Consider the following 24,236-nt stretch of genomic DNA (forward strand, 5'->3'; position numbering starts at 1 on the left):
CGATGAATGTACCCTTTAGCTATGCATCACCCACGCTGAGCGTTGAGGCGTTAAAGCACTCTATTGCCTACAAGCTGATGTTCATCATCGGCAAAGATCCGGCTATCGCCAATAAACATGAGTGGCTCAACGCCACCCTGTTTGCCGTCCGTGACCGTATGGTGGAACGCTGGTTACGCTCCAATCGCGCACAGCTTTCTCAGGAAGTTCGCCAGGTTTACTACCTGTCGATGGAATTCCTGATTGGTCGTACCCTCTCTAACGCGTTGTTGTCACTGGGCATCTACGAGGATGTGAACAATGCGCTGGAAGAGATGGGGCTCAATCTGGAAGAGCTGATTGATGAAGAGAACGACCCCGGCCTCGGTAATGGTGGCCTGGGGCGTCTGGCGGCCTGTTTCCTCGACTCTCTGGCGGCCTTAGGTCTGCCGGGACGGGGCTACGGGATCCGTTATGACTACGGGATGTTTAAGCAAAACATCGTGGACGGGCGGCAGAAAGAGTCACCAGACTACTGGCTGGAGTACGGTAACCCGTGGGAGTTTGAACGCCACAATACGCGTTACAAAGTGCGCTTTGGCGGGCGCATTCAGCAGGAAGGTAAACAATCCCGCTGGGTAGAGACCGAAGAGATCCTTGCGGAAGCGTACGACCAGATTATCCCGGGCTTCGACACCGACGCCACCAATACCCTGCGGCTGTGGAGCGCGCAGGCCAGCAGCGAGATCAACCTTGGTAAATTTAACCAGGGTGACTACTTTGCCGCAGTAGAAGATAAAAACCACTCGGAAAACGTCTCCCGGGTGCTGTACCCGGATGACTCGACCTATTCCGGACGCGAGCTGCGCTTACGTCAGGAGTATTTCCTGGTTTCTGCCACGGTGCAGGATATTCTCAGTCGTCACTATCAGCTGCATAAAACCTACGCCAACCTGGCGGCGAAGATTGCGATTCACCTCAACGATACCCACCCGGTGCTGTCGATTCCGGAACTGATGCGCCTGTTGATTGACGAGCATAAATTCAGCTGGGACGAGGCCTTCGAAGTCACCTGCCAGGTGTTCTCCTACACCAACCATACCCTGATGAGCGAAGCGCTGGAGACCTGGCCTGTCGATATGCTCGGGAAAATCCTGCCGCGACACCTGCAGATTATCTTTGAGATCAACGACTATTTCCTGAAGACGCTGCAGGAGCAGTACCCTAGCGATACCGGGCTGCTGAGCCGTACGTCGATTATCGATGAATCTAACGGTCGTCAGGTGCGCATGGCGTGGCTGGCGGTGGTGATTAGCCATAAAGTGAACGGTGTTTCCGAACTACACTCCCGGCTGATGGTGGAGTCGTTGTTTGCCGACTTCGCGAAAATCTTCCCGATGCGCTTCACGAACGTCACCAACGGCGTGACGCCGCGGCGTTGGCTGGCGCTGGCGAACCCACCGTTATCGAAGGTGCTGGATGAGCACATTGGTCGCACCTGGCGTACCGATCTGAGCCAGTTGAAAGAGCTGGAGCAGCATATTGACTACCCGACGGTGAACCTGGCGGTGCGTCAGGCGAAGCTGGAGAACAAGCAGCGGCTGGCAAACTACATTGCCCAGCATCTGAACGTGGTGGTGAATCCGAAAGCGCTGTTCGATGTGCAAATCAAGCGTATCCACGAGTACAAGCGTCAGCTGATGAACGTGCTGCATGTGATTGCTCGCTACAACCGCATCAAGGCCGATCCTGACGCCGAGTGGGTGCCGCGGGTGAATGTCTTTGCCGGGAAAGCCGCATCGGCCTACTACATGGCGAAGCACATTATTCATCTTATTAACGACGTGGCGGCGGTGGTGAACAACGATCCGCAGATTGGCGATAAGCTGAAAGTGGTGTTTATCCCGAACTACAGCGTCAGCCTGGCGCAGGTGATTATTCCGGCCGCCGATCTTTCAGAACAGATCTCGCTGGCGGGAACCGAAGCTTCCGGGACCAGTAATATGAAATTCGCCCTGAATGGCGCATTGACTATTGGGACCCTGGACGGTGCCAACGTCGAGATGCAGGAGCACGTCGGAGAGGAGAATATCTTTATCTTCGGCAATACCGCAGAAGAGGTGGAGGCGCTGCGCCGGAGCGGCTATAAGCCACGTGAGTTCTACGAGCAGGATCCGGAACTGCATCAGGCGCTGACGCAAATCGGCACCGGTGTGTTTAGTCCTTCAGAGCCGGGGCGCTACCGTGACCTGCTGGATTCGTTGATTAACTTTGGCGACCACTATCAGGTGCTGGCGGATTATCGTAGCTACGTAGATTGCCAGGATAAAGTCGATGAGCTGTATCGTCATCCGGAAGAGTGGACCATGAAAGCGATGCTTAATATCGCCAATATGGGCTATTTCTCCTCCGACCGTACGATTCAGGAGTATGCCGACCATATCTGGCATATCGACCCCGTCCGGCTGTAGCCGTTCGTGCACTAAAACACACGGGGCCAGATGGCCTAATGCTGGTCACTTAAGGTGACCAGCATTTTTTATGGCGTATCGCGGGGCCGGTCGGCTGCTTAAGACGCCAGAGAGAGTTCAGTCTTTCCCACGCGCTGCGCCAGCCATTCAGCGATCCGCGCCTGCTGCTCGTCGTTCAGCCACATTCCCTGTTTCGTCCGACGCCAGATTGCATCGTCAAGGCTGCGTACCCATTCATGCTCGACCAGGTATTTGAGCTCGGCTTCGTAAAACTCATGACCAAAGTCTTCACCCAGATCGTTCAGCGAGGACGCACCTGAGAGGATCAGTTCGCTGTTGCTGCCGTAGGTGCGGGCATAGTGGCGCGCCATGGATTCGCTGATAAAGGCGAAGCGGCGACGGAGTTTCGCTGCGTAATCATCCCGGTCACCGCCGATATCACCGCCGGGTAACACGGCGGTTTTGGTCCACGCCGGACCGATCCCTTTATAGTATGGCGTCAGTTTTTCCAGCGCGTGTTCGGCCAGTTTGCGATAGGTGGTCAGCTTACCGCCAAACACTGACAGCAGCGGCGCCTGACCATTTTCATCATGGATATCAAGAGTGTAATCGCGGGTGATGGCCTGCGGTGAATCCGACTCGTCATCACACAGCGGACGGACGCCGGAGTAGGTCCAGACGATATCGTCACGCGACAGCGTCTTCTTGAAGTGGGCGTTGTAGGCTTTCAGCAGATAGTTTATCTCGTTGTCATCGATCGCCACTTTTTGTGGATCGCCGTTATATTCCACGTCGGTGGTGCCAATGATCGAAAACTCATCCATCCACGGGATGACGAAGACAATACGCTTGTCTTCGTTTTGCAAAATGTAGGCTTGTTTCTGAGTATGCACCCGTGGCACCACGATATGGCTGCCTTTGATCAGGCGGATGCCGTAGGGCGAGCGCAGCTGCATGCCATCATCGAAGAACTGTTTAACCCACGGGCCGGTCGCGTTGACCAGTCCCCGGGCCTGCCAGGTAAATTTCTCGCCGCTATCGATATCCTCGGCTTCCACAATCCACAGACCGTTTTGGCGTTTTGCCGAGATAGCCCGGGTACGAGTACGGACCTCGCCGCCTTTGCGTTCCACCATCTGCGCGTTAGCCAGTACCAGCCGCGCATCGTCGACCCAGCAGTCGGAATATTCGAAACCGCGCACAATTTCAGGTTTAAGCACTGATTCTGCGCCAAATCGCAACCCGGTTGAGCCGGGTAAACTGGTGCGTTTACCGAGATGATCGTACATAAACAGACCTACCCGGATCATCCAGGCCGGACGCAAATGCGGGCGATGGGGCAGGCGAAAGCGCATCGGGAAGGCGAGATGCGGCGCCATTTTTAGCAGCACTTCGCGCTCGGCCAGCGCTTCGCTGACCAGGCGGAATTCGTAGTGTTCAAGGTAGCGCAGCCCGCCGTGAATCAGCTTTGAGCTGGCGCTGGAGGTGGCGCAGGCGAGATCGCGTGCTTCCAGCATCAGGACGGATAAACCACGCCCGGCGGCGTCTGCCGCGATACCGGCACCGTTGATGCCTCCCCCTATCACAATCAGATCTTTGGTTTCCACGTTCGCTACCTCTGGCACTTTCGTTTAAGCTCACAAATGTTCGATATCGCTCAATATAGCAAACAAACGCGCCTTTGGTAACATCAAAAAAACATTTCAGAGTGATGCATGTAACATATTAGTGTTTAATTGCCGTCTGACGGTAAACTAGGCAGTAGAATCATGGCCGGTTACCGCCCGTAAAACCCCCTGCTATATATAGAGAACAGAGCACATGGACCACTTTGAATGTATCAACGTAGAAGAAGCGCACCAGAAACTGCATCAGGCGATGGCGGTGCTGGTGGATATTCGCGACCCGCAGAGCTTTGCGATGGGGCATACGCCGGGCGCGTTTCATCTGACCAACGATACGCTGGGCGCGTTTATGCGCGATAACGACGTTGATACCGCAGTGATGGTGATGTGCTACCACGGCAACAGCAGCAAAGGCGCCGCGCAGTATCTACTGCAGCAGGGCTATGACAAGGTCTACAGTGTGGATGGTGGTTTTGATGCGTGGCATCGTCACTTCCCGGCGGAAGTGGAGCATGGCGCGCTGTAAGCGTCTTGCCCTGGCCAGCCGTCGGCTGGTCGATGCCGTTTTAGGTGCGGCACTCTCTTACTGGCTGATGCCGTCTCAAGGCCATTAGCGCGACGGCCCCGTGGCGTCAGTGGCGTACATCTCCTGCAACTCGACGGGTTTAGTGTATATACTAGCCCCCTTTGTGTGGAATAAGCGACCTGCTGTATGTTAATGATTACCTCTTTTGCTAACCCGCGTGTGGCCCAGGCGTTTGTCGACTATATGGCGACGCAAGGCATTATCCTGACCATTCAGCAGCATGAGCAGAGCGATGTCTGGCTGGCTGATGAGAGCCAGGCCGGGCGGGTGCAGACTGAACTGGCTCGCTTTCTGGAAAACCCGGCTGACCCACGCTATCTGGCGGCCAGCTGGCAGTCCGGACACACCAACAGCGGTCTGCGCTACCAGCGCTTTCCCTTTTTTGCCACCCTGCGCCGTAACGCCGGACCTTTTACGTGGGCGGTGCTGATCGCCTGTATTCTGGTCTTTGTGCTGCAAAATCTTATCGGCGACCAGCCGGTGATGTTGCTGCTGGCCTGGCCGTATGATCCGTCACTGAAATTTGAGGCCTGGCGCTACTTTAGCCATGCTTTCATGCATTTCTCGCTGATGCATATTCTGTTCAACCTGCTATGGTGGTGGTACCTCGGCGGCGCGGTGGAAAAACGCATTGGCACCGGCAAGCTGGTGGTCATCACCGTGATTAGCGCCCTGTTGAGCGGGTTTATCCAGCATCAATATAGCGGCCCCTGGTTTGGCGGTTTGTCCGGCGTAGTCTATGCGCTGATGGGCTATGTCTGGCTGCGGGGCGAGCGGGATCCGCAAAGCGGCATCTATTTACAGCGCGGCCTGATCCTCTTCTCTTTAGTATGGTTAGTGGCTGGATGGTTTGATGTTTTTGGCATGTCGATAGCGAACGGCGCGCACGTGGCAGGGTTGTTGACCGGGCTGGCGATGGCGTTTGTCGATACTCAGCATGTGCGAAAGCGAACATAGCGCCTCTTCACCGGGCTCTCTGTGAAGTGAGTCTTATAATCCCAGGGATATTTCATGAAACAAACACAACGTCATGACGCGATTATCGAGCTGGTAAAAAAACAGGGATATGTCAGTACGGAAGAGCTGGTCGAGCAGTTTGCCGTCAGCCCGCAGACCATTCGTCGTGACCTGAATGACCTCGCTGAACAGAAGATGATCCTGCGTCATCACGGCGGTGCGGCGCTGCCGTCCAGTTCGGTGAACACCTCGTGGCATGACCGAAAAGCCACCCAAACGCAGGAAAAAGAGCGCATTGCCCGTAAAGTGGCAAGCCAAATTCCCGACGGCGCCACGCTGTTTATTGATATCGGCACCACCCCGGAAGCCGTCGCGCACGCGCTGCTGGAGCATAACGATCTGCGTATCGTCACCAATAACCTCAACGTCGCTACCACGCTGATGGTGAAAGAGGACTTCCGCATTATTCTGGCCGGTGGCGAACTGCGCAGCCGTGACGGGGGCATTATCGGCGAAGCGACGCTGGATTTTATCTCCCAGTTCCGCCTGGATTTCGGCATTCTCGGCATCAGTGGCGTTGACAGTGACGGTTCACTGCTGGAGTTTGATTACCATGAGGTGCGGACCAAGCGCGCAATTATTGAAAACTCGCGCCATGTGATGCTGGTGGTGGATCACTCGAAGTTTGGCCGTAACGCGATGGTGAATATGGGCAGCATCAGCATGGTCGATGCAGTCTACACCGATGTGATGCCGCCGGCAGGCGTGCTGAAGGTCATTACCGAGAATAACGTTCAGCTGGAACTGTGCTAAACGGCGTCAGACGCCGTATCCCATCATTTTAAGCAACCGCTGGGCATGCTGAACGGCATCCTGGCGGTGTGCGACCCCCAGCTTCTGATACAGATTACGAATATGGGTTTTAATGGTCGTGGCCGCCACGTCCAGTTCACCCGCGATCTGCTCATTGCTATAGCCGGAGTAGATAAGCCCTAATACCTGCCATTCGCGTTGGGTCAGCGGGCTGGTGCGGATCAGCTCCGGGACTTCCGGGTGGCTCAGCAGGCGCTCGACAAAGCCTTCATCAAAGTGAGCAAATTTATGGCGATGGTGCTGGTTAATATCGCGCAGGATGCGCTGGGCACGGTGCTGTTCCAGCTCCGGCAGGGTATTTAACTGGATAAGCTGACGCAGCTGCTGCGCCATGGCTTCGCCTTCAATCACAAAGTGGTTAATAAACCCGGTACGGTTAGCGAGGGCCAGCGCTTCAAGCAGCACTTTTTGCGCTTCGCCTTTGCGTCCCGCCTGCCAGTACAGTTGGTTGAGCAGCAGCAGGTTGCGGTTGATATCGCTCATCAGGCGCAGCGAACGCGCGTTGTCGTTTAACTCTTCCAGTACCATTTCCGCTGAATCGAAATCGCCCAGCAGGATCTGCGCCCGGGCAATGTTACGCCACTGGCTTTGCAGGAAGTGGTTATTGGCAAATTCTGGTTTTGGCGTCTGGCGCAGCCAGTTGGCCGCCGCGGCTTTGTCGCCAACCATCTGCCAGTAGATCACCCGGACCTTATCCGCGTTCGACACCCAGTCGCTATGGTAGTGACCATTGCCGAGCAGGTTTTCCAGACGGTTGAGGTGGCTGCGGGCGTTATCCAGATCCCCGCGCGCCAGCGAGCACTGGACCATCAAGGCCAGGCATTGCAGCTGCTGTTGCGGCTGATAGGTCGCCAGCACTTCCATCCCGCTACGGGCTGAGGCTTCTGCTTCGTCCAGACGCGCCCATGCCCACAGCAGCTGCGCACGAATACGCAGCAGGAACTCATGCATCGGTAGCTGTTCGAGATGCTGTTCCCGGATCAGCTGGAAGGCTTTTTCCTGAACCTCCCACGCGGCTTGCAGGAAGCCCTGAGCAAACAGAATTTCACTTTGCTGGATCATGCTCCACAGCGCGTAGTGCCAGATATCGTGGCGACGGGCCATCTGTTCCGTCTGCTGCATCACCGCCAGCGATTTGCTCAGCAGACCTTTGCAATGCAGGACTTCACCGTGCACCGAGGTGGCGACGATGCGGCTGTAATAGCTGGCCAACGGCAGCTCGTCGAGGGCGACCATTGCCAGACGCTCAGCCTCTTCCTGATCGCCGGCGTTAATGGCCACCTGCGCGCGCAGGGCGTTGAAATCGCCATGCATGGCGGTATCCAGCTTAATATCCATCTCTTGCTCGGCACGGGCCAGCAGAGTATTGACTTCGCTGTAGCGGTGCTGGCTTTGCATCAGCCAGGCCTGCAACAGAATCAGGCGCGGATTTTCCAGCAGGCTTGACCACGGCAGCGCCGCCAGCGACTGCTCAAGCAGCCCCAGCTCGCTGTGGTTAAACATGCCCCAGGCGTGATTGAGCAGAATATCGCGCAGCATTTTTGCATCGCCGGCCGCCAGTGCATGATGGATAGCTTCGCTTGGGAAGCCGAGCGCCATCCAGCCCTCAGCGGCGGAGCGATGGATTTCAGGGAGTTCGGTTGCCAGTTCCCACTGACAGCGCTGACGCAGGAAGTTGCCGAAAAGAGGGTGATAGCGGAACCATTCACCGGAATCGTCCATCCGCTGCATGAACAGGCCCTGACGTTCAATCTCTTCCAGCTGCATCTGGCCGTTATCTTCACCGGTCACGCGCACGATAAGCGCATCGTTCATTGAACGTAACAGCGAGCTTTTCAGCAGCACATTGCGCGTGCGGGCATCAACATTATCCAGCACTTCATCCACCAGATAATCGGACAGGTGGCTGGCGTTAATGCCGGCCAGACGTCGGGCGGAGTGGTGGGCGGAGGAGTTGTTCTGGCGTGCAGACAGGGCAATCAGCTGCAGTGCAGTTGCCCAGCCGGCGACATCGTCACACAGCCGGCGGCTGTCTTCTGCTTCAATCGGTGACGTCAGGCGACAGTCGAAAAATTGTTTGGCTTCCTGATGGGTAAACGCCAGCTGTTGGCTGCCAATCTCCAGCAGTTGATCGCGGACCCGCAGGTTGGCAATGCCAAGCTGCGGCAGGTTACGCGAGAGCACTACCAGCGTCATATTTTCGGGTTGGTGGCGCAGGAAGAAGCGCATCGCATCATGAATCACCGGGTTGTTGATCAGGTGATAGTCATCAATGATCAGATACAGCGGATGCTGCCAGCTGGCAAGTTCAATAAACAGCTGCGCGAAGAGCGAGGGGAGGCTGGCATACTGGCGCTTCTGCACCATAGCCTCGCTGGCGGCGCAGTGCCCACCGGTAGCCTGCTGAACGGAGGCGATCAGATAACTGGCAAAACGTTCCTGTTGGTTGTCGCCTTCATCGAGCGAGAACCACCCAAGTTCTTTTTTCCCCGCCGCCCACTGTGAGATGAGCGTGGTCTTGCCATAGCCTGCCGGGCTGGTGACCAACACGAGACGGTAATTGTTCGCGCCGGAAAGTTTCGCCAGTAATCGCTCGCGAACCACAGTGTGTTCAAGGCGGACTGGACGACCTAATTTAGACGGAATCAACATAGTTAATCATTTCGCTGTGCAAGAGAGGTTTGCGATTTTTTTTGCGCTTCGTAATTAATGACTATAAAGGTCGACGATTATGAAAATTATTGCAAGTTATGTCCGAATTTTATGCTCTTGAATTTGCACCAGGTCACAAATTCCTAATTAAATCACTCGCATGATAAAACCGGTACCAGTGGGCGTGGAGTCTGGGTTTGATCGCACTTTCAGCGGCAATGAAATGAATTTCACTGCATTTTCTTGTAGTTGCATGTTTTTATTAAATTAATGTCAGCAGATTCTTATAAATAAGCGTTTTGACGTATTGAGCGTCCTGGAAAGGATTATTTTTACACAATGTTTATTTTTATTTGGTGATAATTGCGCAAGGGTATTGGGTTGAGCGCTATGTTGCGCCCTGTAACAGATCTTGTCCCGATCGCGCGGCCTGCATCGTCCCCCGGTGTGGTGATTTATTCAGCAAATTTTTCTCAGAGAGCTACCGTTATAGTGGCCACGATCACACTTTTCGCTCATCCCTGCTGCTCCTCCCTGCCTAATCCCCATCGGGATGAGGACGTCGCTGCAGGAGGTCGGCACACTAACGCCAACGTTTTAGTAAAGGACCCGGATTTCTTATGTCACAGACTTCTTTTAATAAAGATCAGTTTCAGGCTGCACTGACCCGTCAGTGGCAGCACTTTGGCTTACAGTCCGCTTCTGAGATGACGCAGCGTCAGTGGTGGCACGCCGTGAGTGGCGCGCTGGCCGAGCTGTTATCGGCTCAGCCGATCGCGAAACCCGCGAAAGGACAGCGTCACGTCAACTATATCTCGATGGAGTTTTTGATTGGTCGCCTGACCGGCAACAACCTGCTGAACCTCGGCTGGTATCAAGGGGTGAGCGATGAGCTGAAAGCGCACGACATCCACCTGACCGACCTGCTGGAAGAAGAGACCGATCCGGGACTGGGTAACGGCGGCCTGGGTCGTCTGGCAGCCTGTTTCCTCGACTCCATGGCAACCGTCGGCCAGTCGGCAACCGGCTATGGCCTCAATTATCAATACGGTTTGTTCCGCCAGTCTTTCGACGATGGCCAGCAGATTGAAGCACCGGATGACTGGGGGCGTAGCCGCTACCCATGGTTCCGCCATAATGAACAGCTGGACGTACAGGTCGGGCTGGGCGGCAAGGTGAGCAAGAGCGGTGCCTGGCAGCCGGCGTTCGTGATTACCGGTGAAGCCTGGGATCTGCCAGTACTGGGCTATCGTAACAACGTCGCGCAGCCGCTGCGTTTATGGCAGGCGACCCATGCCCATCCGTTTAACCTGACCAAATTCAACGACGGCGATTTCCTGCGTGCCGAGCAGCAGGGTATCGACGCGGCCAAACTGACCAAAGTGCTCTACCCGAACGACAACCACCAGGCAGGGAAAAAGCTGCGTCTGATGCAGCAGTATTTCCAGTGCGCCTGTTCGGTTGCCGATATCCTGCGTCGTCATCATCTGGCAGGCCGCAAGCTGGCCGAGCTGGCGGATTACGAAGTGATCCAGCTTAACGACACGCACCCGACGATCGCCATCCCTGAACTGCTGCGCGTGCTGATCGATGAGCACCAGCTGAGCTGGGACGATGCATGGGCTATTACCAGCAAAACCTTCGCCTATACCAACCACACGCTGATGCCTGAAGCGCTGGAGTGCTGGGACGAGAAGCTGGTCAAAGCGCTGCTGCCGCGTCACATGCAGATCATTAACGAAATCAACAAACAGTTTAAAACTCTGGTGGAGAAAACCTGGCCGGGCGATAAGCAGGTGTGGGCGAAGCTGGCGGTGGTGCATGACAAGCAGGTTCGCATGGCGAACATGTGCGTGGTCAGCGGCTTCGCGGTGAACGGCGTGGCGGCACTGCACTCCGATCTGGTGGTGAAGGATCTGTTCCCGGAATATCACCAGCTGTGGCCGAACAAATTCCATAACGTTACCAACGGCATCACGCCGCGCCGCTGGATTAAACAGTGCAACCCGGCTCTGGCCGCGCTGCTGGATAAGACGCTGAAGAAAGAGTGGGCCAACGACCTCGATCAGCTGATTAACCTTGAAAAATATGCCGATGATGCGGCGTTCCGCAAAACGTATCGTGATATCAAGCTGGCGAACAAAGTCCGTCTGGCAGCGTTCGTTAAGCTGCGTACCGGGATCGAGATTAACCCGCAGGCGATTTTTGATATCCAGATCAAGCGTCTGCATGAGTACAAACGTCAGCACCTCAACCTGCTGAATATCCTGGCGCAGTACAAAGAGATTCGTGAAAACCCGCAGGCAGACCGCGTACCGCGCGTATTCCTGTTTGGCGCAAAAGCTGCACCGGGCTACTACCTGGCGAAGAACATCATTTTCGCCATCAACAAGGTAGCGGAAGCGGTAAATAACGACCCGCTGGTGGGCGATAAGCTGAAAGTGGTGTTCCTGCCGGATTACTGCGTCTCCGCGGCGGAAATGCTGATCCCAGCGGCGGATATCTCTGAGCAGATCTCCACAGCTGGTAAAGAAGCTTCCGGTACCGGCAACATGAAGCTGGCGCTGAACGGCGCATTGACCGTCGGCACTCTGGATGGCGCGAACGTTGAAATCGCTGAACAGGTTGGCGAGGAAAACATCTTTATCTTTGGTAACACCGTCGAAGAAGTGAAAGCGCTGAAGGCAAAAGGTTATGACCCGCTGAAATGGCGTAAGAAAGACAAGCTGCTGGATGCAGTGCTGAAAGAGCTGGAAAGCGGCAAATACAGCGGTGGCGATAAACACGCCTTCGACCAGATGCTGCACAGCCTGCTGAAAGGCGGCGACCCGTACCTGGTACTGGCGGACTTCGAAGCCTATGTCGCGGCGCAGAAGCAGGTGGATGAATTGTACCGTGACCAGGAGGCCTGGACGCGCGCGACCATTCTGAATACTGCGCGTTGCGGTATGTTCAGCTCCGACCGCTCTATCCGCGATTATCAACAACGCATCTGGCAGGCAAAACGCTAAGGACGGGCCTATGGAGACTCAACGCCTTGATAACGCCGCGCTGGCGGCAGGGATAAGCCCTGACTACATCAATGCGCATGGTAAGCCGCAGTCTATTGCTGCGGCGACGAAAAAGCGTCTGCTTGATGCGATGCATCGGACCACGGCTGCCACGAAAGTGGCGGTCGATCCCCTGCCGGTGGTGAAGGTGTTCACCCACGGGAAAAAAATGTCGCTGCCGGTCGCCGGCAGCGGTGAATTCCAGTGGATCCTCACCACCGAAGAGGGGAAGCAGTATCAGGGCAAGGTCAGCGGCGGCGATACGCTGCCGCTGCCGGTTAAGCTCCCGGAAGGCTATCACTCGCTGACGCTCACCCAGGATGGGGAGCGCTGGCACTGTCGGGCGATTGTCGCGCCCGTTCGTTGCTATGAACCTCAGGCGTTGAAAGAGGGCCAAAAGCTGTGGGGTGCCTGCGTGCAGCTCTACACGCTGCGTTCAGAAAACAACTGGGGAGTGGGCGATTTTGGCGATTTACGCGCGATGCTGCCGCAAATCGCTCAGCGTGGCGGGGCGTTTATCGGCCTCAACCCGATTCATGCGCTCTATCCGGCAAATCCGGAAAGCGCCAGCCCATACAGCCCGTCTTCGCGGCGCTGGCTGAACGTTATCTATATCGACGTCAATGCGGTTGATGATTTCCGGCTGAACAAAGAAGCCCAGGCCTGGTGGCACTCACCGGAGACGCAGCAGGCCTTACAGGCGGCGCGTCAGACCGAGGATGTGGATTACACCGCGGTCACCGCGTTGAAAATGACCGCGTTGCGCATGGCCTGGCAGCGTTTTTCTGCTCGTAACGATGAGGCCATGACGGCGTTTCGTCAGTTCGTGCTGCGCGAGGGCGAGAGCCTGTACTGGCAGGCGGCGTTTGACGCGCTGCATGCCTGGCAGGTTCAGCAGGACCCGCTGCGCTGGGGCTGGCCTGCGTGGCCAAAAGCTTACCAGGATATCACCAGCCCGGAAGTGAAAGCCTTCTGCACTGAACATGCTGATGAGGTCAGTTTCTACCTTTGGCTGCAGTGGCTGGCCTGGTCACAGTTTGCCGACTGCTGGCAGACCAGCCAGCGCGATGCGATGCCGATTGGCCTGTACCGCGATCTGGCGGTTGGCGTGGCGGAAGGGGGATCGGAAACCTGGTGTGACCGCGAGCTGTACTGCCTGAAAGCCTCCGTTGGTGCACCGCCGGACATTCTCGGTCCGCTGGGACAGAACTGGGGCCTGCCGCCGATGGATCCGCATATCATCGTCTCCCGGGCGTATGAGCCGTTTATCGAACTGCTGCGGGCGAACATGCAAAACTGCGGCGCGCTACGTATCGACCACGTGATGTCGGTCCTGCGTCTGTGGTGGATCCCGTACGGCGAAACCGCCGACCATGGGGCCTATGTGCAGTATCCGGTGGATGATCTGCTGTCGATTCTGGCGCTGGAGAGTCAGCGCCAGCGCTGCATGGTGATCGGCGAAGACCTCGGTACCGTGCCGGTAGAAATTGTTGGCAAGCTGCGTAAGAGCGGCGTTTATTCCTACAAAGTGCTCTATTTCGAAAATGACCACGAGAAGACTTTCCGCGCGCCGCAGACGTATCCGGTGCAATCAATGGCGGTGGCAACAACGCATGACCTGCCGACGCTGCGCGGCTACTGGGAAAGCGGAGACCTGACGCTGGGTAAATCGTTAGGCCTGTATCCGGATGAAGTGGTACTGCGCGGTCTGTATCAGGATCGCGAGCTGGCGAAGCAGGGGCTGCTTGACGCCCTGCATCAATACGGCTGCCTGCCAAAACGTGCCGGGCATCACGCCTCATTAATGGCGATGAGCTCCACCCTGAATCGCGGAATGCAGCGCTATATTGCCGATAGCAACAGCGCGCTGCTGGGGCTACAGCCGGAAGACTGGCTGGAGATGGCCTCCCCGGTCAATATTCCGGGCACCAGCACCGAGTATCCAAACTGGCGGCGCAAGCTGTCGGTGACCCTTGAGCAGATGTTTGCCGATGACCGGGTGAATAAGCTGATTAAGGATCTGGATAAGCGCCGTAAAGCGGCGGCGAAGAAGAATAAGTAGTATTGCGGTTCCCCGATTGCGGCAGACGCGTCGGGGAAACTGTGCGAAAGGTACCAATAAAAAGGCCGGGTCGCGACATGCTGACCCGGCCTTTTTTCTATCACACTACCTGACTTACACCACCATCCCCAGCAGCAGACAACCCACCAGGCCGCAGACTGAGATAATGGTTTCCAGCATCGACCAGGACTTGATGGTCTCACCGATGGTCAGGTTGAAGTACTCCTTGAACAGCCAGAAGCCCGGGTCGTTGACGTGAGAGAAGATCACGCTACCTGAGCCCACCGCAATCACCATCAGTTCCGGGCTGACGCCGGTGGTGGCGATCAGCGGAGCCGCAATCCCCCCCGCGGTGATGGCCGCGACGGTCGCCGAGCCCAGCGCGATACGCAGCACGGCGGCGATAGACCAGGCCATAAACAGCGGAGACATGTTGGATTCATGCATGATAGAGGCGATGTACTTATCCATGCCGCTATCTACCAGCACCTGTTTGAAGGCGCCGCCGCCGCCGATGATCAGCAGCATCATGGCGATGATTTTAATCGATGAGGTCAGCGTCTCGTTGATCTGATCCATCGAACGGCCGCGGTTCAGGCCAAAGGTGAACAGGGCGATTAAGACCGCGATCAGCGTTGCCATCACCGGGTCGCCAAAGAATTCAGCAACCGGCAGGAAGGCGTGACCTTTTGGCAGCACCATTTCAGCCACGGCGCGCATTGCCATCAGCACCACCGGGACCAACGAAGTCCAGACGCTGACGCCGAAGCCCGGCATCTCTTCTTCGGTGAAGGTTTTCGGGTTGTGCAGGCCTTCCGGAATCGGTTTATCGATGTTTTTCAGGCAACGGGCATAGACCGGACCGGCCAGAATCACGGTTGGGATAGCCAGCAGCGTACCGTACAGTAAGGTTTTACCCATGTCGGCATGGAAGATGGTGGCAATTGCCGTCGGACCCGGGTGCGGAGGCAGGAAACCGTGGGTGACGGAGAGCGCAGCCGCCATCGGGACACCGACATACAGCAGCGGGATACGAGCAGACGCGGCGATGGTAAAGACCAGCGGCAGCATCAGCACAAAGCCCACTTCATAGAACAGTGCGAAGCCGACGGTAAAACCAGTCAGCACGACTGCCCACTGAATGTGCTTTTTGCCAAACTTTGCGATGAGGGTCGTGGCGATACGCTGAGCACCACCACAATCCGCCAGCAGCTTACCGAGCATGGCGCCAAAGCCCATGATCAGCGCAAGACTGCCGAGGGTGCCTCCCACGCCGTTTTTAATGGATACGATGACTTTATCCAGCGGCATACCCTGCATCAGTCCGACGGCGAGAGCCACCAGAACCAGCGCGATAAAACCGTTCATTTTGAAGCGGATCATCAGCAGTAATAACAGGGCAACCCCGATAGCAACGATGACTAATGGCATAATTTACCTGGCCTTTCATTTGTTATGGGTAACGTCAAGTTTCAATCTCTTTTCACTTGCCTCCACGCGGGTGGCAAGCGGTGCGGCGCCATAAAATGGACTATCACTCCTGTAAGAAAGGATAGCTGGCTATTTTTATAGCAGCGGTGCCTGAAACAGATGATACGGGTAACATATGCAGGTTGAGAATCACCCGACGGGGGTAAATTTTAAATATGAGACTTAAGTCATACTCTTTCCCGGGTTTTAGCCGGATAGCTTAGCGGGAAATGCTGTGTGGGGGCGTCAGAAAAGCAGCCCGGCAGGTGAAACACCGCCGGGCGTGATACGCAAGGGGAGACTTAGTAGTAGGAGTGCTCGCCGCGCTGGTGTTCGGTCAGGTCGCGCACGCCTTTCAGCTCCGGGAATTCGTTCAGCAGTTGCTTCTCAATCCCTTCTTTCAGGGTCACATCGACCATGGAGCAGCCGTTACATCCGCCGCCGAACTGCAGGATCGCCAGGCCGTCTTCGGTGATTTCCATCAGCGTAACGCGCCCGCCATGGCCGGCCAGCTGCGGGTTAATCTGCGATTGCAGCATGTACTCCACGCGCTCCATCAGCGGTGCATCGTCGGAGACTTTACGCATCTTGGCGTTCGGCGCCTTCAGCGTCAGCTGAGAACCCAGCTGATCGGTCACGAAGTCAATCTCAGCGTCATCGAGGTATGGCGCGCTGAGTTCGTCGACATAGGCGGTCAGTTGCTCAAACTTCAGCGCCGTGTCGGTGGCTTCCACCGCATCCGGTGGGCAGTAGGAAACGCCGCACTCAGCGTTAGGGGTGCCGGGATTAATCACAAATACGCGAATTTGTGTCCCTTCTTCCTGATTGACCAGCAGTTTGGCAAAGTGCGCTTGTGCAGCATCGGAAATACGGATCATAGCGTTGGCCTAATAGTTGACTATTTTACTGGGTTATAATACGCCCATCAGCAGGGGTCTACAAGGTACGGCATATACACCATACCTGAACCGTCGCGGCGCCGTTTCGCAAAAGCAGGCGGGATATCTCGGCGACGGTGCTTCCGGTTGTGACGACATCATCCACAATGGCGATATGGTGACCCTGAACCGGGATTTCAAGCTGAAAGGCATTTTTCAGGTTGCGTCGGCGTAATCGGGCGGAGAGCTGGTGCTGGGTAGCGGTACGCCGATGGCGCCGTAACGCATCACTATGCCAGGCGCACTGCATCCAGTGCGCCAGCGGGAGACAGAGCAGGTCGCTTTGGTTGAAGCCCCGCCGCCAGTGGCGTCGCTGCCAGAGCGGGACGCTGACGAGACGGTCTGGCCGGGGTAATCCCGCGCTCTGACGCAGACGCAACAGCAGCAGGCGCGCCAGCGCCGGAGCCAGCTCCGGGCGTGCGGTAAACTTCAGTTGATGCACCAGGCGGCTCAGCGGCGCCCGGTAGTCATTGACCGCCACCAGCCGTTGCCACGGCGGCGGTTTTTGCACGCAGCGTCCGCAGGGGAGCAGGCCGGTGATGGCCGGCAGTCCACACTGCGGGCACAGCGGTTGCGGGTGCAGTAATGCACTGGTGCAGCGTGAACAGATCCCCCATCCGCTGAGCGCCAGCGGCATTTGGCATAGCCAGCATAAGCTGTGTGCTGTTAGCATATTTCACCTCATAGTGATGGAAAGAGAACAGTAACTGATGAACGACATCTGGTGGCAAACCACGGGCGAAGGGAATTGTCATCTTGTGCTGCTGCACGGCTGGGGGCTGAATGCCGGAGTATGGGATGGCGTCGTGTCGGAACTGGCCTCGCATTTTACGCTGCATCTGGTCGATCTGCCGGGCTATGGTCGCAGTCGTGGTTTTGGCGCACTGTCGCTGGACGCGATGGCGCAGCTGGTGGTGGAAAAAGCGCCGGAAAGGGCGGTCTGGTTGGGCTGGAGCCTCGGCGGGCTGGTGGCCAGTCAGGTGGCGTTGCAGCATCCTGAGCGGGTACTGGGGCTGGTAACCGTTGCCTCTTCCCCGTGTTTCGGTGCTGATGGCGACTGGCCGGGTATCAAGGCGGAGGTGTTGAGCGGTTTCCAGCAGCAGCTGAGCGAGGATTTTCAGCGCACCGTTGAGCGTTTTCTGGCGCTGCAGACCATGGGCACAGAAAGCGCGCGTCAGGATGCCCGGGCGTTGAAAAGCACGGTGCTGTCGCTGCCGATGCCCTCCACTGAGGTATTGAATGGCGGCCTGGAGATCCTCAAAACCACGGACCTGCGCCAGCCGCTGGCAACGTTAACGATGCCGTTTATCAGGCTGTATGGCCGACTGGATGGCCTGGTTCCGCGCAAAATCGTACCCCTGCTGGATGCCTCATGGCCGCAGAGCGAGTCCCTCGTCTTTGATAAAGCCGCTCATGCGCCGTTTATCTCGCACCCGCAGGCGTTTTGCCAGCCGCTGGTGGCGCTGAAAAACCGCCTGAGCAATTATTTGTAGCCAGCTGTGGCAAAAATCCCGGCCAAAGCAATACTTAGGTTGTCACGGAGAAAATGAATTTCGGTCATCACCGTGTCCTATAAAAACAACCTGATGGAGAGTTAGGCTATGAAACTTATTACGGGTATTGCTGCATCTCTGGTTATTGGATCCCTGTCTTTCGGCGTATTTGCGGCGAAAGAGATTCAAAAAGATGAAGTTGCGTCGATGAATTTGACGAAAGTCGGAAGCATTACCACCTCTAAAACGACATCACCGATGGATGCAAAACGCGATCTGTCGAAGAAAGCAGATGAGCTGGGCGGCAAGTATTTTGTGGTTATTGCCGGTGAGAAAAACGAGAAAACCGTGCACGCTAACGCCGACGTCTACAAATAAGCAAAAAGCGGGTCTCAGGACCCGCTTCGCTTTGATCTTCGCGCCGTCATGGCGCTCAGCGCAGTGCCCACCACTCCCGTAAACAGGCGTTGCCCTCCGGGCAGCTTTTGCAGCTACCGGACAAACAGCTGTCTTTGTCTTCCTTGATGCGCACGACTTTTCCCATCGCTTCCAGACGGCTCAGCATGGCGTCAACCAGCGGCTGCGGCGCATGGAGACGGGCGCTGAGCTGCGTCGCCTCCATACGGCCCTGCAGGGCCAGCATATCGCGGACTTCAATCAGTGACGCCATCATCGTTTCCTAGTGGCAATCCCCTGCCGGACTCTGGCAGCAGGATGATGGCGTTTTGCGCGTGGCCAACAGCGAGACGTCCACCCGGCTACGCGCCCGGCGCAGCAATCCAAAGACCACGACGTTAAACAGGATCACCGACAGGATGCACACCAGGCTATAGCGGGGATGCTGGCTGAAGCTGACGGTCTGGTAGTACAGCGTCGAGAGTGAATAGGCGATGTTCAGCCCCCACAGGATGGAGAATGACATCCAGCCACGGCTGGATTCGCGGGCGATAGCCCCCATCACCGAGATGCACGGAATATAGAGCAGAACGAAAATCAGGTAGCTGTAGGCGGCCGCAGCGCTGCCGAACTTGCTGCCCATCACGCCCATGGCGCCGGTTTCCATTTCACCATCGCCTTTGCTGGCTTCGATAGGGTTAGCCAGCACGCTCAGGCTGAAGGTATCTTTCAGGCTCTGCCACGTCTCGTCTACCGCCGCCAGCAGCTCGTCACCGAGGTGGAACTCCTGCGGGTTAAAGGCTTCATTCTGGATATCTTCCGCGGTGTAGAGCGTGTTCAGCGTCCCGACTACCACCTCTTTGGCCATCGCACCGGTAAACAGCCCGACGGTCGCCTGCCAGTTATCTTCATGCACGCCGATCGGTTTGAAAATCGGGGTGATCACCCGGCTGACCGACGCCAGCGCCGAATCGTTGATGTTGTTCACCAGTTTCCCGTTGAGCGAGAAGCTGTTCAGGGCGCTGAGGAAGATACTGACGATCACGATAACTTTACCCGCGCGCAGTACGAAGCCTTTCAGGCGCTGCCAGGTCTGGATGATCAGGCTCTTGATATGCGGAACGTGATAGACCGGAAGCTCCATCACGAACGGCGAGGCTTCGCCACGCATAATGGTGTGTTTCAGCATCAGGCCGGTCAGAATCGCCATCACAATGCCAAGCAGATACAGCGAGAACACTGCCAGCGCACCGTTCTGACCGAAAAACGCAGCAGCGAAGACGGCGAAGATCGCCAGACGTGCGCCGCAGGACATAAACGGCGCCATCATGATAGTCATCAAGCGTTCACGCGGCGCATCCAGCGTGCGTGCCCCCATCACCGACGGGACGTTACAGCCGAAGCCGACAATCAACGGCACGAAGGATTTGCCCGGCAGACCCAGCGCCTGCATCAGGCGGTCCATAACGAACGCCGCCCGCGCCATATAACCGGAGTCCTCAAGGAAGGAGAGGAACAGGTACATCATGCCAATCTGTGGCACCAGCGGCAGAACGGTATTGATACCGCCGCCAATCCCCTGGGCCAGGAAAACGGTCAGCCAGTCTGGAAGATGCAGGGTGTATCCCAGCCACTGGATGCCGTGGATAAAGATAGCCACGGAACCGGCGTCGAAGAACGGCTGCAGCGCACCGCCGATGTTGATCGCCAGCAGGAACATCAGGTACATGACAAACAGGAACACCGGCAGCCCCAGCACGCGGCTGAGGACGATTTTATCCATCGCGGCGGTAAAGCGGCTCGGCTCGGCGGTCAGGGTGTTGCTGACCGCATCGCAGATGGCGGCGATGCTTTGATAACGGGCATCGGCAATATGTAGCGCCGGATCGTCAATCTCGTTGCTCAGGTTGGCGAGCGCGGCGTCTAATTTATGCTCGGCATTGCCGGCGTATGCGCGGCTGTAAATATCGCCCTCCAGCATCTGCAGACCCAGCCAGCAGCGTTGACGTTCCGGGATGTCCTGCGCCATCTCCTGGGCCAGCAGATTGGCTTCACGCAGCAGCGGCTGCGGATAGTGCACCAGTTCGAGCGCGGTATTTTGCTGGTGGCGATCGACCGCCATTTTTAAGGCTTCAATCCCGCGACCGCGCGTAGAAACCAGCGGGATCACCGGGCAGCCGAGACGGGCTGCGAGTGCATCAACGTCGATGCGGATTTTTTGTTTCTCGGCGATATCCAGCATATTCAGGGCGACGATGCAGGGGAAACCGAGTTCCAGTAACTGGAGCGTCAGGTAGAGGTTACGTTCCAGGTTTGAGGCGTCGACCACGTTAATCAGCATGTCGGCGTCGCCGCTCAGAATATAGTGGCAGGCTATTTGCTCATCCAGAGAGGTTTGCGAAGAGATGGTGGTGAGCGAGTAAGTTCCCGGAAGGTCAACCAGTGTGACCTGGTGGTCCGTGGTGGTAAACGCCCCTTCTTTGCGCTCAACGGTCACCCCGGCCCAGTTGCCTACGCGCTGGCGGGCGCCGGTGAGCTGGTTGAATAAGGTTGTTTTACCGGAATTAGGATTTCCAATTAAACCAATGGTTAATTTTTTCATATTTCAGACTCTAAGTGCCGGGCCGGCGTTATTGTGCAACCGCTTCCAGTTCGATTAAATCGAGATCTTTTTTACGTAATACCAGGCTCACGCGCCGGGTTTCGATATGAACAGGATCGCCAAGCGGTGCGACGCGAACCACACTAAAAGAAGAGCCTGGCAGCATTCCAAGAGACAGCAGTTTCTGACGATAAGCCGGGCTAATATCGCGAGAGAAACCAGTGATTTTCCACGCACTATGAGGAGTGAATTGCATAGGGCCTACTTGTCATCGCTAAGTCAATGAGAATGGATTGCATGCGATAGCCACACCGCGCCGGGGAGCATCGCCAACGGAGAAAATATATACTAACTACGAATGATGATAATGATAATGGTTTTTATCATCAATACATAACCAGTGTAATAATCAACTTAGACCGGCAAATTTGCCTGTTTTTTGATATGACGCAAGGTCTGTGACATAGGGAAAAATAAAGGCAAAGTGAGCCGCTGTTGTTAATGTTTAATTAAGGTTTCATTGGTTAACAAAATGAAATCTTTAGGCGGGGAATATTTACTCATTTAATTAACCGTAATTAACCCGTTATCAGAATATATAAACACTCAGAGATTGCCGACAGCGGAAAAGGGAATGGCGAATGTTGCGGGAATGAAAACGGCCCCTCGTCAGAGCGGCCGGGAAGGCATTAGCGTTTTTTGCCCATCGCCGCAGCCAGCGCGTCCATCATGGCGCTGTTACCGGTAGACGCTGTTTCACGGCCACGAGGTTTCGCCGTTTTCGCTGCCGGGCGGTTACCCTGCGGGCGTTCATTGCCGCCGCTGCGCCGGGCGTTGCTCTCGCCTGGTTGCTCGTCCAGACGCATGGTTAAGGCGATACGCTTACGCTGCAGGTCGACCTCCATCACTTTCACCTGCACGATATCACCGGCTTTGACCACGGTATGCGGGTCTTCGACGAATTTATTCGACAGCGATGAAATATGTACGAGGCCATCCTGGTGAACGCCGATATCGACAAAGGCGCCAAAGTTGGTGACGTTGGTGACCGCCCCTTCAAGCACCATGCCGGGCAGCAGGTCGTTCATGGTCTCGACGCCGTCGGCAAACTTCGCGGTTTTAAACTCCGGACGCGGGTCACGGCCAGGCTTTTCCAGCTCTTTGATGATGTCGGATACCGTTGGCACACCAAACTTGTCATCGGTGAAATCGACGGCTTTCAGGTTGCGCAGTTCGCTGCTGTTGCCCATCAGGTCGTTTAACGCCTGTTGGGTGGCGGCCAGAATGCGTTCCACGATTGGGTAGGCTTCCGGGTGCACGGTAGAGGCATCCAGCGGGTTATCACCGTGGTTGATGCGCAGGAAGCCGGCACACTGTTCAAAGGCTTTTGGCCCGAGGCGGCTCACTTTCAGCAGTTGCTGGCGGTTCTGGAACTGACCGTTTTCATCGCGCCAGGCGACGATATTCTGCGCCATCATCCGGGTCAGGCCGGCTACGCGGGTAAGCAGCGGCACCGACGCGGTGTTCAGGTCTACGCCGACGGCGTTTACGCAGTCTTCGACGACCGCATCCAGCTTACGCGCCAGCTGCGACTGGCTGACATCGTGCTGATACTGGCCCACGCCGATGGATTTCGGGTCGATTTTAACCAGCTCGGCCAGCGGGTCCTGCAGGCGACGGGCGATAGATACCGCACCACGAATGGAGACGTCGAGGTCCGGGAATTCCAGCGCCGCGAGCTCGGAGGCGGAGTAGACGGAGGCGCCCGCTTCGCTAACGATCACCTTCTGCGCGGTAACTTTCGGGAACTGCTGCTGCACGTCGAGGAAGAAACGCTCGGTTTCACGGGAAGCGGTGCCGTTACCGATCGCCACCAGCTCGACGTTGTGTTTTTCGCACAGCGCAGCCACGGCAACCGCCGCTTTGGCGGCCTGCCCGGTGTGCGGGTAGATGGTATCGGTGGCCACCAGTTTACCGGTGCCATCGACAACCGCGACCTTGACCCCGGTACGCAGGCCAGGATCGAGGCCCATGGTGGCGCGCAAACCGGCAGGGGCCGCCATCAGCAGATCGTGCAGGTTGCGGGCGAAGACGTTGATTGCTTCATCTTCCGCGCGTTCACGGACGGTGCCCATCAGCTCGGTTTCGAGGTGCATCAGCACCTTGATACGCCAGGTCCAGCTCACCACGCCTTTACGCCAGCTGTCCGCCGGGGCGTTGTTCAGGCGCAGGCCAAGGTGGTTGATAATAATGAGCTCGCACTGGCTCTCTTTCGGCGGTTCGTCGAACTGGGGGTCGGCATTGAGGGCCAGCTGCAGTATGCCTTCGTTGCGCCCACGGAACATCGCCAGCGCACGGTGTGAAGGGACGGTAGCAATCGGTTCGTGATGGTCAAAGTAGTCGCGGAATTTGGCGCCTTCTTCTTCTTTTCCCGTCACGACGGTGGCGACCAGATGGGCATTTTTCCACAGATAGTCGCGCACTTTTGCCAGCAGCTGGGCGTCTTCGGCGAAACGCTCCATCAGAATATAGCGTGCGCCATCAAGGGCGGCTTTGGTATCGGCGATGCCTTTGTCGGCATCGATAAATCGGGCAGCTTCCGTCTCCGGGTCGTGGGACGGTTCGTTCCACAGCAGGTCTGCCAGCGGCTCCAGTCCAGCCTCAATCGCAATCTGCCCGCGGGTGCGGCGTTTGGGTTTGTAGGGCAGGTAGAGGTCTTCGAGCTCGGTTTTGCTCAGAGTGGTGGTGATGGCTTTTTCCAGCGCGTCGGTCAGTTTGCCCTGTTCACCGATCGATTTGAGAATCGACTGACGGCGGTCTTCCAGTTCACGCAAATAACCGAGACGGGTTTCCAGATTACGCAGCTGCGTGTCATCCAGACCGCCGGTGACTTCTTTACGATAACGTGCAATAAACGGCACGGTATTCCCTTCATCAAGCAGGCGAACGGCAGCTTCTACCTGTTCAGACCTGGCCTGAAGTTCACCCGCAATAATGCGGCAGAGCGAATCATTCATCATGTCTATTTCATCTTGTGGATCGAAAATCAGGGGATAGTTATACGGGCTGGCACGGTAAAATG

Annotated in this window: 17 protein-coding genes; 8 read left to right on the forward strand and 9 right to left on the reverse strand. The window is 56.5% G+C overall.

Annotated features, from left to right (window positions below):
- Nucleotides 1-2: 2 nt before the first annotated feature.
- Entirely contained in the window at nucleotides 3-2,450 is a 2,448-nt protein-coding gene (gene glgP, locus ACMYSP_RS14300) for a glycogen phosphorylase (RefSeq protein ID WP_434582704.1), read from the forward strand.
- Between the two features lie 98 nt (nucleotides 2,451-2,548).
- Here the strand turns inward: glgP and glpD are convergent, their stop codons facing one another.
- Nucleotides 2,549-4,057, reverse strand: coding sequence for a glycerol-3-phosphate dehydrogenase (gene glpD / locus ACMYSP_RS14305; RefSeq protein ID WP_434582705.1), 1,509 nt, complete (start codon nucleotides 4,055-4,057; stop codon nucleotides 2,549-2,551).
- Between the two features lie 214 nt (nucleotides 4,058-4,271).
- Between glpD and glpE the strand changes: the two genes are divergently transcribed.
- The 3 genes from glpE to ACMYSP_RS14320 all read left to right on the forward strand — a co-directional run bounded on the left by glpE (nucleotide 4,272) and on the right by ACMYSP_RS14320 (nucleotide 6,431).
- The gene (glpE, locus tag ACMYSP_RS14310) at nucleotides 4,272-4,601 is read left to right on the forward strand and encodes a thiosulfate sulfurtransferase GlpE (protein WP_032690433.1); all 330 of its coding nucleotides are present in this window, start codon (nucleotides 4,272-4,274) and stop codon (nucleotides 4,599-4,601) included.
- 186 nt (nucleotides 4,602-4,787) lie between these two features.
- On the forward strand, nucleotides 4,788-5,618 hold the full coding sequence (gene glpG / locus ACMYSP_RS14315; protein ID WP_434582706.1) for a rhomboid family intramembrane serine protease GlpG: 831 nt from the start codon (nucleotides 4,788-4,790) through the stop codon (nucleotides 5,616-5,618).
- 54 nt (nucleotides 5,619-5,672) lie between these two features.
- Nucleotides 5,673-6,431 (forward strand): DeoR/GlpR family transcriptional regulator, encoded by a 759-nt coding sequence (locus ACMYSP_RS14320; RefSeq protein WP_434582707.1) that lies wholly within the window; start codon nucleotides 5,673-5,675, stop codon nucleotides 6,429-6,431.
- Nucleotides 6,432-6,437: 6 nt separating this feature from the next.
- On the opposite strand, the gene malT is transcribed toward ACMYSP_RS14320, so the two are convergent.
- Nucleotides 6,438-9,143, reverse strand: coding sequence for an HTH-type transcriptional regulator MalT (gene malT, locus ACMYSP_RS14325; RefSeq protein WP_434582708.1), 2,706 nt, complete (start codon nucleotides 9,141-9,143; stop codon nucleotides 6,438-6,440).
- A 620-nt stretch (nucleotides 9,144-9,763) separates the two neighbouring features.
- On the opposite strand from malT, the gene malP reads away from it, so the two are divergent.
- Nucleotides 9,764-12,154, forward strand: coding sequence for a maltodextrin phosphorylase (malP, locus tag ACMYSP_RS14330; RefSeq protein ID WP_434582709.1), 2,391 nt, complete (start codon nucleotides 9,764-9,766; stop codon nucleotides 12,152-12,154).
- 10 nt (nucleotides 12,155-12,164) lie between these two features.
- Nucleotides 12,165-14,255: a 4-alpha-glucanotransferase gene (malQ, locus tag ACMYSP_RS14335; RefSeq protein ID WP_434582710.1), complete on the forward strand. Its 2,091-nt coding sequence runs from the start codon at nucleotides 12,165-12,167 to the stop codon at nucleotides 14,253-14,255.
- Between the two features lie 114 nt (nucleotides 14,256-14,369).
- On the opposite strand, the gene gntT is transcribed toward malQ, so the two are convergent.
- The 3 genes from gntT to gntX all read right to left on the reverse strand — a co-directional run bounded on the left by gntT (nucleotide 14,370) and on the right by gntX (nucleotide 17,336).
- Nucleotides 14,370-15,686, reverse strand: coding sequence for a gluconate transporter (gntT, locus tag ACMYSP_RS14340; protein ID WP_123757316.1), 1,317 nt, complete (start codon nucleotides 15,684-15,686; stop codon nucleotides 14,370-14,372).
- Between the two features lie 341 nt (nucleotides 15,687-16,027).
- Nucleotides 16,028-16,603: a Fe-S biogenesis protein NfuA gene (nfuA, locus tag ACMYSP_RS14345; RefSeq protein WP_123757317.1), complete on the reverse strand. Its 576-nt coding sequence runs from the start codon at nucleotides 16,601-16,603 to the stop codon at nucleotides 16,028-16,030.
- 58 nt (nucleotides 16,604-16,661) lie between these two features.
- The gene (gene gntX, locus ACMYSP_RS14350) at nucleotides 16,662-17,336 is read right to left on the reverse strand and encodes a DNA utilization protein GntX (RefSeq protein ID WP_434582711.1); all 675 of its coding nucleotides are present in this window, start codon (nucleotides 17,334-17,336) and stop codon (nucleotides 16,662-16,664) included.
- A gap of 37 nt (nucleotides 17,337-17,373) precedes the next feature.
- Here gntX and bioH point away from each other — a divergent pair, with 37 nt between their 5' ends.
- Nucleotides 17,374-18,156, forward strand: a complete 783-nt coding sequence (gene bioH, locus ACMYSP_RS14355) for a pimeloyl-ACP methyl ester esterase BioH (RefSeq protein ID WP_434582712.1) — start codon at nucleotides 17,374-17,376, stop codon at nucleotides 18,154-18,156.
- 108 nt (nucleotides 18,157-18,264) lie between these two features.
- A complete protein-coding gene (locus ACMYSP_RS14360) occupies nucleotides 18,265-18,534 on the forward strand; it encodes a YdgH/BhsA/McbA-like domain containing protein (RefSeq protein WP_123757320.1) in 270 nt (89 codons plus the stop codon).
- Nucleotides 18,535-18,589: 55 nt separating this feature from the next.
- Here the strand turns inward: ACMYSP_RS14360 and feoC are convergent, their stop codons facing one another.
- The 4 genes from feoC to ACMYSP_RS14380 all read right to left on the reverse strand — a co-directional run bounded on the left by feoC (nucleotide 18,590) and on the right by ACMYSP_RS14380 (nucleotide 24,174).
- A complete protein-coding gene (gene feoC / locus ACMYSP_RS14365; RefSeq protein ID WP_123757388.1) occupies nucleotides 18,590-18,826 on the reverse strand; it encodes a [Fe-S]-dependent transcriptional repressor FeoC in 237 nt (78 codons plus the stop codon).
- 9 nt (nucleotides 18,827-18,835) lie between these two features.
- Nucleotides 18,836-21,154, reverse strand: a complete 2,319-nt coding sequence (feoB, locus tag ACMYSP_RS14370) for a Fe(2+) transporter permease subunit FeoB (protein WP_434582713.1) — start codon at nucleotides 21,152-21,154, stop codon at nucleotides 18,836-18,838.
- Nucleotides 21,155-21,182: 28 nt separating this feature from the next.
- A complete protein-coding gene (feoA, locus tag ACMYSP_RS14375) occupies nucleotides 21,183-21,410 on the reverse strand; it encodes a ferrous iron transporter A (RefSeq protein WP_434582714.1) in 228 nt (75 codons plus the stop codon).
- A 433-nt stretch (nucleotides 21,411-21,843) separates the two neighbouring features.
- Entirely contained in the window at nucleotides 21,844-24,174 is a 2,331-nt protein-coding gene (locus ACMYSP_RS14380; RefSeq protein WP_434582715.1) for a Tex family protein, read from the reverse strand.
- Nucleotides 24,175-24,236: the final 62 nt, after the last annotated feature.

Source organism: Klebsiella sp. R390, assembly GCF_051131745.1.
Taxonomy (GTDB): domain Bacteria; phylum Pseudomonadota; class Gammaproteobacteria; order Enterobacterales; family Enterobacteriaceae; genus Klebsiella.